Here is a 15,409-nt window from a genome sequence, read left to right as displayed (position 1 = left end):
GGCGGAAAGGAAATCTAAAGAGTTACTTGGCTTCCCTGTAAACCATATGCAAAGTCTGCAAGAACCTTTTTAGGTTTGCAGGGCTTTGTATTGCCTGAGAGACAGATATGACCCGTTCAGTTCTTCTGCTGCTTAGCAGCTTGTTGCTTGCCATGCCGGTATTGGCTCAGTCCCCTAACGGTGTACAAAAGAACTCCCATAGACATGCCGGGTTTAATGCAACGCCCGCCACTCAACTGAAACAGCAGGCGATTTCTCAATCCCAAGCTCTCGCCAGAGGCTTGAGAGCCAAGAAAGATATTGGCTCGTTGCAATCTTTGGCCAAGTCCAGACAAATGGCCATGCTTGATTTGGTGCGTAGCCAGCCTCAGGCTGCTTTGGGGCTGATATTACCAGAGTCTCTCAGAACCCAGAGCCCAACTGAGTTACAAACTTTTTTTGCTTCCGAACAAGAGTTTCAGGGGAAGCTTGAGGTTATTTATGAGGAGTTGGCGACAGGTGATGGTCATAAACTTAGATACTTCCTCACCAGTGGCGAAACCTCAGTGGAGCTGTTTTTGCCCAAGGCCGAAGCTGCATTGAAAACCGGTATTCAAGTCAGGGTAAAAGGTTGGCAGTTTAAAGATGCGGCACAAGAGCCCAAGGCTGTAGTTCTTACCAAACCGGAAAATTTACAGGTTTTGGCTTTGGATGAAACGCAAAGCCAAAACCTGGTCAAGGGTACCGGGGCTGTACTCAGTGGCACCACGGGTGAGCAAAAACTCTTGGTATTGCTGCTTAACTTCCAGGATAACCCGAACCTGCAACCTTGGAGTATCGAGGAAGTTAAGCAGATGGTGTTCGGTAGAGTCAATGATTATTACCTGGAAGCCTCATACGGTCAGACCTGGCTTAGTGGTGATGTTAGCGACTATCTGACTTTGCCAATCGACACTAACTGTGACTATTTTGGAATGGACAGTTATGCCCAACAAGCCGCCAAAGATGCAGGTTTTGATCTGAGTCAGTACTCACGTTTGGTTTATCTCCTGCCTAAGAACAGTAGTTGCAGTTGGCGTGGTCAGGGGACGGTAGGTGGTAGTCCCTCCAGAGCCTGGATCAACGGTGAACTGAATTTGATGACCATAGGGCATGAGCTTGGGCATAACCTGGGCTTGAAACATGCCAAAGAACTTAACTGTGGTAGCGGCTATTTGAGTGATTCCTGTGTTTCCATTACCTATGGCGATACGCTGGACATCATGGGTAAGTCGGAAGGACATTTCAATCTGTTGAACAAGGCCCGCTTAGGTTGGTTGACCGAAGAGCGGGGCGATATTGTCAGCGCCGATGAAGCCGGTAGTTTTCAGCTGGCTCCCTATGAAAGTGATGCGCAAGGGGGGGCTCGCGGCCTGAAAGTTCGTCGTGGCACAGACAGTTTGAGTGGTGAGCCGCTTTGGTACTATCTTGAGTATCGTCAGCCTCTGGGATTTGATGCCTTTATGGCAGGCAAGGCGGTGACTCAAGGCGTGCTGGTGCACCTTAACAGTAGCGATCAGGATATCGAGAGCAGTCAATTATTGGACATGACCCCGCAGAGTAGCCTGTTTGACCTCGACGATGCTGCCCTGGTTGTCGGCAACAGTTACACAGATAGCGATGCCGGCGTGAGTTTTACCACTGAATATGCCGATGCCAACGGTGCTGGAGTTTATGTTGATTACCAGGGAAGGGCCTGTGTGGCAGCTGCGCCTGAGCTGGTGCTTGAGCAGCAAACCCCGCAGTGGGTTCAGCCGGGAACCTTGGTTACCTATAACGCAATACTGACCAACAGGGATAGTCTGGAATGTGCTGCCAGTGTGTTTGCGCTGAATGCTTCAGTACCTGCAGGTTGGCAATTCCAAGGGAGCAGTGTTGAGTTGGCTCCGGGTCAAAGTCAACCCGTGAGCTTTAGCTTGAGTTCGGCTGCAGATGTTACGCCTGGCCTTTATGAAGTTTCTGTGGTTGCCGCCAATCAAGCCGATAGTGGTTACCAGAGTGAAGTTCTGCTTGGATATATGGTGGACGAAGTCGCTGCGGTTTGTGAATTGGCTGCACCATCCTGGGCACTGGAGCAGGCCAATGTGATTGCTGTACCGGGGGAGACGGTAACTTATCAGGGGACTTTGACCAACAACAGCAACACGAGTTGTGAGGCGGCAGAATATCGACTGACGGCGGCTTTACCCAGCGGTTGGCAGGCAAACAGCGGTCGCGTTATTCTGGCCCCGGGGGAGAGTGCCAATGTCGGTATTCAGATTACCTCCAGTGAACAGAGTTCCGATGGGGTATACAATTTTAGTTTGGCAGCTGTGCAGAGCGATGCGCCGGAGTACCAGAGCTCGGCCTTGGCCAGCTATGTAGTGAAAACACCTTGTAGTTTGGTGGCGCCATTGGTCTCGGTCGTTGGTCCGGATGTCGCGGTCGCTGCCGGGGCTGCTCAAAGCTACCAACTGACTGTCAGCAATAAAAACAGTGGCAGTTGCCAGGCGTCCAGCTATCGCATTTTGGCCGATGTTCCCGCCGGATGGAGTAGTAACAGTCAGGATCTGAACCTGGCTCCGGGAGAGAGCAAAACGGTTTCTGTGACAGTGATTTCTGCTGCTAATGCTGAAGCCGGTGATTATGGGCTGACGTTCAGAGTCTTGGATAATGCTGATAGTGGTTACCAGGCAAGTACTGAAGCCTTGTTTTCAATTGCTGCTCCAGTGAATTCCGCCCCTGAAGCAGTGAATGATAGCGTCAGTATCGCCAGTAAGTCGGCGGTGAGTATCAATGTGCTTGGCAATGACACAGACGCGGATGACGATGTTTTGCAGGTTACGTCAGTTGGTCGCAGCAGCCTGGGCACGGTCGAGCTGTTGGCTAATGGACAGATAAGTTACACACCGGGTAAACGTTTCAAGAGCACAGATAGTTTCAGCTATACCATTTCTGATGGTAAAGAGAGTGCAACCGCAATTGTGACCATCAGTTTGAGCTCGACAGATTCCGGTAGCAGCCAAGGTGGCAATAAGGGAAAGGGTAAGCACTAGTTGATTTTGGTTTTGTATGACAATCAAACTGGCTGAAGCCAAGAGTGGAAAAGCCAAGGGGTAATACCCTTGGCTTTTTGTATTGGAGAACGCCTGAGCTGGCTAGTTCTCATTGGTGCCGACTTGAATGGTCACATCGGCTGTAGATTCATCTCCTTTACTGTTAACCAGTTTCACTATCACATCACCCAGGAAGACGATAGGATCTGTGTTTTCCAAACCGGGTTTAAATTCTATGGTAAAGGCACAGAAGTAGTCTTCTGTTCCAGAACCTGTGTAACCAAATGGATGGTTTAATGCACAGGAACCATAGTTGACGCCTTCGAAAGTGCCGCCCGAATTAATCAGTTTGAAACCGGGCATATCGGCACCAGGGAACACATCGACACCTGCAGCGGTGAGCATAGTCAGGTTGGCATTGTTCACGTCGGCATTATGCATACCCAGTACCACCAGCATACTGGCGGCAAAGTCCATATCAACTGCGGGTGACCCTGGGGTAAAGGTTACAGTGGCATCATCCATGGCATCCACGGCCTGGCCATCTTCATCTGTACCGTATATGGTTGCCAGATTGGTATGTATATCTGTCCTGTTTCCTTGCACCTGCAGTGTGATGGTACAACTGGCATTGTGACCGGGATCCAGCATTAAACCAGCGAGTGGTGCCGGACCATATGGCAAGCCGTCAACAGTGTCTACTTCACATTTAGCGGTAAGATCACCAAATACAGAGTCATCCAAGGTGTTGAAGGTCACGGTATCAACTGTGTTTTGACCATTGATTTGATCTTTAACACCAAACAGGAAGGTAAACTCCACATCACGGAAGATAGAGAGGTCATCACCTGTTTCCAGTACAGAAGTAGGATCGGCACTCTTATCCAAGGTGATCATGGAAGGAATATCATTGATAACCACTGTGGCTGAGTCGGCAGCCATAGCTTCTATCATCTCATCGTCATAGGCCTTGGCAGTCACAGTATTAGTGTGAGAACCGGCGCCGGTGCCACTGATAAATTCGGTGAAGCTACATTCATAGTAACTACCGTAGGCGATATCGAGATAAGTACTACAACTCCCTTTGCCATTGAGATCACCAAACTTGTCATCTACCAAATAGAAGAGTTCAAGTGGTGAATCATAGGCTTCGGCAGTGTTATTGACCCTGACGGTATAAGTCACGTTTCCGCCTGACTCAGGAACCTGATCCGGGTTTGCAGTTTTCAACACTGTGATGGAGGGGTTCAGGTTTTCAACTTGTACCTGGACCACATTGGAGCAGTGTTCACCGTCTATGCCGTTAACCGCAGCGCAGCTGTTGCTGTCGGTGACGTCATCGCCGTTTTTGTCTTCCAGCGCCAGTTTAATCAAGTCATCATACAACTCGATATTAGGAGCAAGATCCGGCAAGTCCCTATCGACTATATGAACAGTAAACTGACAGCTATAAGACCCACTTGGCAGAATTTCGCCACCATTCGCCGGTTGAGTACAGTTGGAGGATTTTAGGTACACACCATCACTGGCTCCCACAGGTCCGCCTGCACTCCACAAGTTCAGTGAAGTGTCATAGGTACCATCGGCACCAATATCCACTTCATCGCTTAACGAAGTGATGAATAGTGAAGTTTGGGCATTGGGGTTGTTGAAACTCAACTCAAAAGTGTAAGTGCCTCCGGGTTCATTTTGGGTATTGCTGGTGATGAGTTTTTTATTGATCACAGGTGGGTTGGGTTTGATAAAGACGTCGATATCAAACGCATCGCAACGACACTTGGATGGTGTGCCGGGGGCAGCGGGATTGTTTTCACTGCAATCGGCACCGGTTTTGTTGTGCCAGGCGGCACAGTAATTGAACTCAGCCTTGCCTGAGTTATCATCATCGCGACAGAACAGGGTGATCTGCTCGCCGCTATAGACATGAGTGGCATCATAACCTGCAGCCTTACTGATATCGGCACAGGCATCGAGGTTTTCTTCCAGGTCAACGCCGGGACCATTGGTACGCCCGAGCAGAATTGAACACTCATTATTGGGATCTGAGTCCTGAGCGCTCCAACTGCCTTCCGGCAGATAGACGGAATAGTCATACCTTTGATTAGCCGTAGTGGTAATGGTCACATCTGCCAGGAAAGTTACATCGTCACCCAGTACGCACTCTACCGGCGTGGTACCATCCAGGTTACGGACATTATCCACCTTACTTACCCTGACATCATTGGCTGTACAATTGAGGGCAAATCCCGCTTGTTCGGCCATACAAGCTTGATCGAACTGTTGCGGGAAGAAGGAGGCGTTGACGGGCGTCAAACTCGAGGCACCGTAAAGCGAGGCGCCGCCAATCAGGACGACACCCAGAGCCCTGATCAGCCAGTTACACTGGAATAGTTTCATCTTGCTATCCCTCCGAAGTTTGTTTGGCCACTGACAGTGGCCGCACATTTTAGTGAGCTTGCTGCAATCGAGTAACATCACCGGTTAAGGCTTCCTAAAGGAATGGCCGGATTCGCACAGCAAATATCCAAACGCCTCCCTGATAAGCAAACGTCATTCCATATAGTTAATGCTTTGATTTTTAGGTGTTTTCTATGTTTTTGTCTGCCAGGTGTAACAGTCTGGGTGTTTCGTCTTTGGAACACTGTGAATGGCTTGCTTTAGAATCAGAGGCTTGAGTATGTTTCAGCTTGTATCACTTGTTCAGTAGCTGGCCTGCGTGTAGCACAGGCCAGTTTGTTTGGCGCTGAGGGGGGAAGTGAGTCGGTGGGATGAGGCGTAAGACTAATTATCCTGCTGTAATTTATCCAAAATGGCACTAAAGGCTTCGTAGGGATGAGCTCCTACCAATAACTTGGGTGTCTGCATCTGGTTATTACTTACTCGACCTATGATAAAACTTGGGGTGCCGGTGACGCCATATTGCTGACCGTACTGGAGATCTGCCATGACACTCGCCTTAGTGGCAGGATCATCAAGGCAGGCTTCAAAGTCCGGCAGTTGTAAATCTTGCTGCTTGGCACTACTTAAATAGAGTTCAGGATTGAGCCGGGTAATATTGGCAAAAAGTTGTTCTCGCATTGGCCAGTAACTATCTTGTTTGCCGGCACAGGCTGCTGCAATAGCAGCGCTTTCGGCATTGGTGTGAAAGCTTAGCGGAAAGTTGCGAACCAGGTATCTGACCTTACCTGTATCTATATATTGCTGCTTGAGTTTGGGAAAGCTGAGATCCAAAAAGCGTTTGCAATAGGGACATTGAAAGTCTGAAAACTCCACTATGACGATTGGTGCTTCAGATTGACCCAAGGAGGGTAGCTTGCCTTGATTATCCAGGTCAGCCAAGGGCGGCAACTCTTTGGCTTTAGGGGTTGTTGATGCTGTAGCTATTTCATGGATCTCCTTGATTTGTTTTTCCATTTGGATCAGTTGGAGTTTGATCTCAGCCATAGATTGTTTAAGTTCCTGCTCTGAAGAGGACGGCTGCTGTGGCTGACATCCAGACAGCAACAGTAGTGGAAGCCAGATAAACATCAGCGGATGATTGAACATAGTGAGCTCCTTTAGTGGCTGCCACTGACTCCCTGGCAGCATCAGAGTTGAATTTGACACTTCTTTATCAAGCGATAGAAGGTCGTTCTGGAAATATTGAGTTGTCGGGCCGCAGCAGAGATATTGTGGCGGTTATCGGCAATGGCCTTGAGCAGTACTTCGGCATCCAGGTTATCCCTCTGTTTGGCCAGGTCTATATCAGGGTTATGCTCCTTTATTCTATCCAGCCCCAGGGCTTTGGCTGAGATCTCTGTGCCTTCGGCCATGACGGCTGCACGGCGAATACGGTTTTGCAGTTCCCTGACATTACCCGGCCAGTTGTAATTCTGAATGGCATTGAGGGCTTCGTTACTGAATACCAGTGAACTGGCATTGCCCGGGATGCTTTGCAAAAAACGTTCAGCCATGGGAATGATATCGATTTTGTACTCCCTCAGGCTGGGGACATGTAGCCGCAATACATTGAGGCGATGATAGAGATCTTCCCGAAATCGACCTTCATCGACGGCGTTTTCAAGGTCCTGATGGGAGGCAAATATCATTCGGCAGTTGACTGTCTGTGGATGGCAGGCGCCTATCCGCATAATTTGTTTGTCATCGAGAAAGTGCAACAGATTCACCTGGAGATCCAGCGGCAGATCGGCGATTTCATCCAGAAACAGGGTGCCACCATCAGCTTGTTCCAAATGTCCTATATAGCGCTTGTCTGCCCCGGTAAAGGCGCCTTTTTCATGGCCAAACAGCGTTGATTGGATCAGACTTGCGGGCAGGGCGCCGCAGTTGAGGGTAACGAAAGGGCCTTGACGGCGATGGGACAGAAAATGCAACCATTTGGCACAAAGGCCTTTTCCTGAGCCGGTTTCACCGCTGAGAAGTACCGTATCGTCAGATTGTCCCAGTTTTTCCAGATCCCGCCGCAAGGTTTGGATCAGTGGGTGCTTGCCTTCAATCGCGGTCAGCGGGGCGCCATCAATGGCGACGGTGGGATTGTTCCTCGCCAGTTGTGACATACCCCAGGCATGCCCCAGAGAGTCATTGAAGCGGCACCAGCTCAAAGGTTTGTGGTAGTAATCGATAAAGTTTGCCGACAATAGCCAGCTACAACTTGTGTCCAATATGCCATCTGTCACCGCCAACCATTGCAATTTGGGGTGTTTTCTTTGGATCTCGGCTATTTCTCTGGCCTGGCATTTGTGACTACTGGTTTCAATGACGGCAACAATTACCCTGATGTCGTATTGACCCAGTAGGGTCAATGCATCATGGGCTCGCTGTGCTTTGAAGCAATGCCAGCCAAAGGGTGCCAACTCGGCGGCAATATCAGGCAAGCCATCGACAGGATCCAGGACCAATATGTTACGCCGACTGATTCTGGACCCTTTAGAATCGCTTGGAACTTCTTGGTTCATGAGCGTTCAGATCCCTGGGCGTATCAGACTTTAAGTCTAGTCAGCTCAGGGAAGAGCCTCAAGTTACCTGGCAGGGTTTCGGTCGTCTGAAACCCCTGAATATAAGGTCTTGACCCAGCGCTCCTTGGGGATGAATTGCCAGCCCCATTCCCGCCATGCTTGGGGCAGTTCCTTGGCCTGCATCTGCTCGAGAGTCATGCCGCGCTGCTTGCCCTCTTTCATCCAATTGATGCAGTCATCCAGCATATGTTTGAACCTCAGGAGATCGGCCTTATTAGCCAGTTCCCCATGACCTGGAATAACCAAGGTATCCTGATCTATGAGTTCAAGCACGGCCGCGACATTGTCTCTGTAGCCGATGACCGAGCCGCCGTGGTCGAGATCGATAAAAGGAAACCTGTCTTTAAAGAAGAGATCGCCCATATGCACCAGTTTGCGATCCTGCCACAGCACCAGGGTGTCACCATCCGTATGCCCTGGGCCCAGATGAATAAGTTCCAACACCTGGTTGTTGAAGTGAATTTTCAGTCCCTTGTCATAGGTGATAACAGGTAGCGCCTTCTTTTGGGTTGCTTTCTCATTCAAGCGCTTGAGCACATTCTCGTGGGCAAGAATGTTGGCGTTTTGGCCAAAGTACAGATTGCCCCCGGTATGATCGCCATGAAAATGGGTATTGATGACGAAAGCCGGATGGCCTGGCTTGAGGCCCTGTAATGCCGCAGAAATCTTCTCTGCCAGCGGCGCAAACTGGTCATCTATAATAAGCAGTCCATCCTCCCCGGCGCTGACACCTATGTTGCCGCCGGCGCCGGTCAACATATAGCGACCCGGCAGCAATTCATGAGTGGTTATCTTGACCTCGGCATAGGGATTCTTGGCATAGGAATTGTTTTCCGCCGCGGCAGCCAAGCTGACAAGTGTAAACAGCACGAGTGATGTAAAGCGTTTAAGCAAACCTGGCATGGGAACTCCAACAAATAGTTGAGTGTTGGGATAAAGCTAGTTTGCTATTGATGTCCGGGCAATAAAAAAGCTGCAATGCAGCTTTTTTATCTGTTCAGCAGCGCTTTTCGGCTCAGGTCCAGGGCAGCAGGCGCTGACTGAGTTTGAGCGATTGCCCGAGCCTGATGGCCGCATTATGACGCAGGCGGAAGAAGGCCTGGTAACACAGGGGCACCAAATAGAGACTGGTCAGGGTGGAGAAACTCAAGCCACCTATGATGGCAATCGCCATAGGTGAGTATGGCGGGCCACCGCCGCCTATCTGAGTGTCTCCCAGCGCCAGCGGAAGCAGGCCCAGCACTGTGGTTCCCACTGTCATCAATACCGGCCGCAAACGGGTGACACAGACAGAGGCGATGACCTCAGACAACTGCTCCAGTGGCGGCGTCATCTGATTGATTTGATCCACCAGCACTATGCCGTTGTTGACCACTATCCCCATCAGGATCAGTATGCCTATCATGGCCATCACGGACATAGGCGTGCCGCTCAGCCACAGGGCCCAGAATACCCCTGTGATGGAGAAGAGTATGCTGGTAATGATGGCGCTCGGCAGCAGCAGCGACTCAAACAAAGCCGCCATCACTATATAGATCATGGCAATCGCCAACACCATGTTGATCAGCATGACAGACTCTTCCTCGTCCTGACGTTGAAAGCCGCCTCTGAGTGAGTAGTCATAACCATGGGGGAAGTTGACATGCTTGAGCGCCGCCATGATCTGTTTCTGCGCCTCTTCCATGCTGAGATCTTCAAGGTTAGCGCCTATGGAAAGTGCCGTCTGGCGATCATAGTGACGAATGACATCGAATCTGGGGACAATTTCCACCTTGGCCAGACTCTCCAGCGAATAGACCTTGTTGTCCTGTCGCACTATGGGCAATTGTTTTAGCCGCTCCAGCGACTGACGCCAGTCGCGTTCAAAGGCCAGTTCGATTCTGAGCTCACCACTGGGATCGTGGCGAAATGAACGCAGTGCTGCGCCCCGCAGTGCCAGGGAGATACTGCCGGCAATATCCTTGATGCTCAGCCCCAGGCGGGCGGCCAGCTCTCTGTCTATCTGTACTATCACCTCCTGCTGGGCACCGTTGAGCTCAGAGCGCACATCATGCAGGCCCTCTATGTTGGAGAGCAAAGGGATCACCTGTTCACTGAGGCGAATAAGCTCTGAGGTGGAGCGCCCGGTCAGTGTGACTCTGACGCCGGACTCATCGCTGCCCCAGCCAAACTGAGGCTTGGCAATGGAGAACTTGGGAAATCCTTCGCGGATCCGCTTTTTCAGCTCGGCGACATCTTCCTCCAGATCCGGCTTCAGCAGTATGGTGGAAGAGGCATCCTCGGGAGAGTAATAGCTGTAGACGGCATCTATGTGGAACTCATCCTTATGGGCATAGAGGTAGTCTTCCATCTGGCTGACCATGGCCTCGGTGACCGCCAGGCTGTGACGTCCTTCCAACTGGTAGTTGATGTAGAAGCGCTCCTTGCTTTGGCTGTCCTGACTATCCTGTTTCACCAACGACAGCGGCAGGGCGGTTGACAGCAACATCAGCAGTGCCAGGCAAGTAGCGGTTTTCGGGTGCTGCAATATCCAGTTGAGACTGGTGTGGTAAGACTTCTGCAGCCGCGATTCTTTCTCGACTCGCTCAAACCTGAGTTGCAGTTTTGACAGCATCAAGGGGATCAGTGTCTTGGCCACCAACAGCGAGGCTGCCAGCGAAATGCAGATGGCGATGGCAACATGTTCGAGGAAGATAGTCAGCTCCACTTTGACCCCGAAAATATTCGGCAAGAACACTATCGCCGTGGTCAGGGTGCCGGCCAGCACCGCCAGCGCCACCTTGTCGACCCCGTTGAGGATGGCCCGATCGCCGGTGTTGTTGGGGTTGTCATCTGTATTGTGACCGGCAGCGCCATGTTGCTGCTCCTGCAACACACTCTCTGTGACCACCACGGCATTATCAATCAGCATACCTATCGCCAGCAGCAGCCCCATCATAGAGAGAATATTGAGGCTGTAGCCGAGAAAGTACATGCCGGCCAATGTCATGCAGATGGAGATGGGCACGGAGGAAACCACCACCAGGGTCATGCGCAGGTTGCGCAGGAACAGGTACAGCACGGCAAAGGAGAGCAGGGCGCCCAGCAGGCCGGACATCAACAAGTCCTTGAGCGACGATTTCACTCCATGGGCTTGATCTTCCATGATAAACAGCTTGATCCCCTGAAATTGCTTGTCCTCTCTGGCGGCCTCAATCACTTTAAGCACCCTGGTCGAAACTTCCACCAGATTGGCACCGGATTCCTTGAACACATCCAGGCCGACGGCGTATTTCTTATCAAGATGGCGGCCCTCGGTGGCTTCAGGCAGGGCGAAATTGACTTGGCTGATATCGCCCAGGGTCAAACCCGGCAGCAATACCAGCGCCTTGATCTCTTCGAGATTACGGAACTCGCCCTTGGGAGACACCTGATAGACCCGGCCGTTATCCCTCAGGTTGCCGCCGCTTATCACAAAGTTTTCTGCCGCCAGACGCTTGTGAATGGCGGGAACACTCATGCCACTGGCGGCCAGGCGCTGGGCATCGAGACGTATCTCTATCTGTTTTTGCTCCACGCCATAGAGGGTGACCTTGGAAACGCCTTCCACCCGCTCCAGTGGCCGTTTGAGCTGTTTCTCCAGCAGATCGAAGGCGCCGGAGAGTTCCCGCTCACTGGAGATCCTGATATTCAGCATAGGCATGTCGGCAGTGGAGAACTGCATGATAAACACCCGCTCCACATCGGTTGGCAGCAGATGGCGCACCGCATCCACCTTTTCCCGCGCCTCCAAGCTGCGGGCGGCGACGTTTTCACCCCACTTCATTCTCACTTCTATCTCGCTGCCATCCTGGCTGGAACGTGAGCGTAGCTCATCGAGTCCACCCATGGTGGCGAGTGACTCTTCCAGTACATTGGTGATGTCGCGTTCCACTTCCGCAGGAGAGGAGCCTTTGTAAGGCACCTGGATAAAGATCCGCGGGATCTCTATCCCGGGGAACATCTCCAGCGGCAGCAAGCGGCTGGCGGCCAGACCAAAGAGCAGAATGGCCACAAAGAACATGCTGGTGGTCACCGGGCGCTTGAGCGCCAGTTTGGTCAGGTTCATGCGCCTTCTCCCATGGTGGCCGGCTCGGCGTACTGTTTGCGGTCGAACAGGGCATAGAGCACAGGAATAACTACCAGAGTCAGCAGAGTCGACAGGCTGAGGCCGAAAATGACAGTGATCGCCATCGGCGCGCGCACTTCGCTGCCGTCTCCTAAGCCTATTGCCATGGGCAGCAGCCCCAGATTGGTGGTCAGTGTGGTCATCAGTATGGGTCTTAAACGCGATGCTGCCGCTTGCTTGATGGCGTCGAGACGTTGTTTGCCGCTTTGCCTGAGCTGATTGATCCTGTCTACCAGTACTATGGCGTTATTGACCACTATCCCGGCCAGCATGATAAGGCCGATAAAGACGATGACAGACAGCTGGGTGCCGGTTATCGCCAGGCCGTAGATACTGCCGCTCAGTGCCATAGGTACAGCCATCAGGATAAGCAAGGGGTGCAGCAATGACTCAAACTGACTGGCCATCACCAGATAAACCAGGAATACCGCCAAGATCAGCGCTATCTTCAGCGATTGGAAAGAATGCTCCATCTCTTCATTCTGACCGCCGAATCGGCTCTGCACCGAGGCGGGTAGTGTCAGTTGGCTGAGAATGTGCTTGGCACTGGCCACAGCCTGATTGAGATCGCCATAGGCCAGATTGGCCGACACTATGGCTACCCGCTGCTGGCTGATGCGATTGATTGCCGAAGGTCCCAGAGTCAGCGAGACATCGGCCACGGCGCTCAAGGGGATGGGCTGCGGGCTGGATGGGTTGATCAGCATGGCATCGATATCGCTTATCTGATTGCGTTCATCCAACTCGCTGCGCACCAGAATATCTATCTTGCGCTCCCTCAGAGTGTATTTGCTGGCTACGGTACCGCCAACCCGCTGGGCTATGCTGGTGGCCACGGTTGGCGCATCCAAGCCAAGGGCGGCCATTCTGGCGTGATCAAAACGGATACTCAGCTCCGGCTGACCGTCACGCAGGCTGCTGCTGACATCGACAAAGCGGGGATCGCCCTCCAGCGCCTTAACCAGTGAAGCGGCCGAGGTTTTCAACTGTTCCAATTCATAGCCGGACAACTCTATCTCCAGCGGAGTCTTGAAGCTGAACAGCTCGGGATATTGGATCTGCGCTTCCAGCTCGGGAATAGTGCGCAACGTGCTGCGCAGCTTGGCGGCAACTTGGTCAAACGCGCGGTGATCGGCCAGCACCACCTGCAGCCGCCCCCAGTTTTCGCCGCCACGCCGGGTATCCGAAGTCATGAGACCACCGCTGCCGGCCTGGCTGTAGGCGTGTTTCACGTCCTCTCTGTCCTTGATAGCCAGTGCCAGACGCTGCAATACGGCATCGGTTTGGCTCACCTCACTGCCGGGAGGCAGCAGGATTTCCACATAGAATTCGCCTTGATTCATCGGTGGGATCAGCTCCATTCCCAGGCGGCTCATCAAGACGCCAGAGATGGCGGTAACCGCAATGGCCAGCGCCAGAGTGATGCCACGGAACTTGAGTGCCAGGTTCAGCAGCGGCCGATAGCCATCGGCCAGCCAGCCGTAGCAAAGGTTAAACAGTCTGGACAGCGGCTTCATCACCAGGGATACCAGCCACACCAGCAGCCGGGTGACGATTAACACCAGCGTCAGCAGCAATCTTGGCAGATAGCTGAGCAGCAACAGGAAAGGGAAGGTAAACACAGTGGCGCTGTAATGCTTGAGTTTGCCAAGCTTACCCGCCGGAGGCTGCGGTTTGTCACGCTTGACCAGTTCCGGCAACATAGTGAAGCCTTCGCGGGAAGCCAGCATAGGAATCGAGGTGAGGGCAACCAGCAAAGAGGCCAGCAGGGCGAAAGTAACGGTCAGGGCCTGATCGGCAAACAGGGCCCCGGCAATGCCGTCGACAAATACCAAGGGCACAAATACCGCCAGCGTGGTTAGGGTGGAGGCAAAAATCGCTCCGGCCACCTCTTTGGTTCCTGTGATGGCGGCCTGACGGCGATCCATCCCCTGAGCCTTGCACCTGTCGATGTTTTCCAGCACCACGATGGCGTTATCCACCAACAGCCCCACCGCCAGCGCGATACCGCCGAGCGACATGATGTTAAGACTGATATCGGCAAAATACATCATGTTAAAGGTGGCTATCACAGAGAAGGGGATAGAGATGGAGATGATCAGGGTAGGGATGATGTCTCGAAGGAACAGGTAGATCACCAGCATCGCGAGCAAACTGCCGATAAGGGCTGATGAGGTCACTTCGCTGACGGCGCTTTCGATAAACTCCGACTGATCGTAAATTATCTCGGGCACTGGCGTGGCGCTGTCTTTGGCCTCAGAGCGCATCTGTTGCAACTGGCCCTTAAGCTTATTGGCTACGGCTACCGTATTGGCATCGCCCTCCTTATAGATGGCGAGCTCAATGGACTCCTTGCCGCCGATGCGGGTAATATCGCTGCGCTCTTTAAAGGCATCCTTCACCTCTGCTATTTCGCCAAGACGTACCAGGGTATTGCCCTTTTGGTAGACAATCACATTGGCCAGCTCATCGAGGGAGTGGAACTGGTTAACGGTGCGCACCAGGTATTCGCGGTCGCCCTGGATCACCTTACCGGCAGAAAGGTTGACGTTTTCTTCGCTGATACGGTTGCGAATGGCTTCACTGCTGAGATCCAGCTGCGCCAGTTTCTGTTGATTGAGCAGAATATGCACTTCCTGCTCCAGCCCGCCGGAAAGGCGCACGGCAGCGACTCCGGAAAGTGACTCGAGATCCCGCTTAAGCTCCTCTTCGGCATAAGTCCGCAGGCGCTTGAGCTCGGCTTCTGTGGCCTTGGGGGCCGGCAGTGCCAGGCGCATGATGGGATCGAGATTGGGATTAAAGCGCAGCAACAAAGGCTTTTTCACATCCAGCGGCAATTCTATGGTATCGAGTTTTTCCCGCACATCGAGACTGGCCATATCCATCTCTGTGCCCCATTCAAATTCGAGCACCACATCGGACATACCGGAACGGGAAATCGAACTTATCTGTCTCAGCCCTTTAACAATACCGACCGCTTCCTCGATAGGTTTGGAGATAAGCTGCTCCACCTCCACGGGTGCCGCGCCCTCGTAGAGGGTACGTATGGTGAGTGTGGGGTAGCTCAAGTCAGGCAACAGCTTTACCGCCAGACGGGAGAAACCCACCATGCCGAACAGGATAACGGCCAGCATAAACATCCAGACGGTCACCGGACGCTTGACCGAAGTGGTAATAATAGACATAAGAGGTGG

Annotated in this window: 7 protein-coding genes; 1 reads left to right on the top strand and 6 read right to left on the bottom strand. The window is 52.4% G+C overall.

Going from position 1 to position 15,409, the window contains the following annotated elements; all coding sequences use genetic code 11:
* Positions 1 to 107: 107 nt before the first annotated feature.
* Positions 108 to 3,053, top strand: coding sequence for an NEW3 domain-containing protein (locus RC73_RS13295; RefSeq protein ID WP_052248193.1), 2,946 nt, complete (start codon positions 108 to 110; stop codon positions 3,051 to 3,053).
* A 102-nt stretch (positions 3,054 to 3,155) separates the two neighbouring features.
* Here the strand turns inward: RC73_RS13295 and RC73_RS13290 are convergent, their stop codons facing one another.
* From RC73_RS13290 to RC73_RS13265, 6 genes are all read right to left on the bottom strand, one after another.
* The gene (locus RC73_RS13290; protein WP_039035095.1) at positions 3,156 to 5,450 is read right to left on the bottom strand and encodes a hypothetical protein; all 2,295 of its coding nucleotides are present in this window, start codon (positions 5,448 to 5,450) and stop codon (positions 3,156 to 3,158) included.
* 384 nt (positions 5,451 to 5,834) lie between these two features.
* Positions 5,835 to 6,599: a DsbA family protein gene (locus tag RC73_RS13285; protein ID WP_039035094.1), complete on the bottom strand. Its 765-nt coding sequence runs from the start codon at positions 6,597 to 6,599 to the stop codon at positions 5,835 to 5,837.
* A gap of 41 nt (positions 6,600 to 6,640) precedes the next feature.
* Positions 6,641 to 7,951, bottom strand: a complete 1,311-nt coding sequence (locus RC73_RS13280; protein WP_235370009.1) for a sigma-54-dependent transcriptional regulator — start codon at positions 7,949 to 7,951, stop codon at positions 6,641 to 6,643.
* A gap of 120 nt (positions 7,952 to 8,071) precedes the next feature.
* Positions 8,072 to 8,971, bottom strand: a complete 900-nt coding sequence (locus tag RC73_RS13275) for an MBL fold metallo-hydrolase (protein ID WP_039035092.1) — start codon at positions 8,969 to 8,971, stop codon at positions 8,072 to 8,074.
* Positions 8,972 to 9,083: 112 nt separating this feature from the next.
* The gene (locus RC73_RS13270; RefSeq protein WP_039035091.1) at positions 9,084 to 12,155 is read right to left on the bottom strand and encodes an efflux RND transporter permease subunit; all 3,072 of its coding nucleotides are present in this window, start codon (positions 12,153 to 12,155) and stop codon (positions 9,084 to 9,086) included.
* Complete coding sequence (locus RC73_RS13265; protein WP_039035090.1) at positions 12,152 to 15,400, bottom strand: efflux RND transporter permease subunit; 3,249 nt, start codon at positions 15,398 to 15,400, stop codon at positions 12,152 to 12,154. The genes RC73_RS13270 and RC73_RS13265 overlap by 4 nt, the downstream gene beginning before the upstream one ends.
* Positions 15,401 to 15,409: the final 9 nt, after the last annotated feature.

The sequence above is a fragment of the Shewanella sp. ECSMB14102 genome, from assembly GCF_000813075.1.
GTDB lineage: Bacteria > Pseudomonadota > Gammaproteobacteria > Enterobacterales > Shewanellaceae > Shewanella > Shewanella indica.
Note: the sequence above shows the minus strand (reverse complement) of the source record. Positions and strands in the feature narration are given on the sequence as shown.

Excerpts from the sequence above, each read along its gene's own strand:
- RC73_RS13290 (WP_039035095.1), bottom strand. The coding sequence starts at position 5,450 with ATGAAACTATTCCAGTGTAACTGGCTGATCAGGGCTCTGGGTGTCGTC.
- RC73_RS13285 (WP_039035094.1), bottom strand. The coding sequence starts at position 6,599 with ATGTTCAATCATCCGCTGATGTTTATCTGGCTTCCACTACTGTTGCTG.
- RC73_RS13265 (WP_039035090.1), bottom strand. The coding sequence starts at position 15,400 with ATGTCTATTATTACCACTTCGGTCAAGCGTCCGGTGACCGTCTGGATG.
- RC73_RS13275 (WP_039035092.1), bottom strand. The coding sequence starts at position 8,971 with ATGCCAGGTTTGCTTAAACGCTTTACATCACTCGTGCTGTTTACACTT.
- RC73_RS13270 (WP_039035091.1), bottom strand. The coding sequence starts at position 12,155 with ATGAACCTGACCAAACTGGCGCTCAAGCGCCCGGTGACCACCAGCATG.
- RC73_RS13295 (WP_052248193.1), top strand. The coding sequence starts at position 108 with ATGACCCGTTCAGTTCTTCTGCTGCTTAGCAGCTTGTTGCTTGCCATG.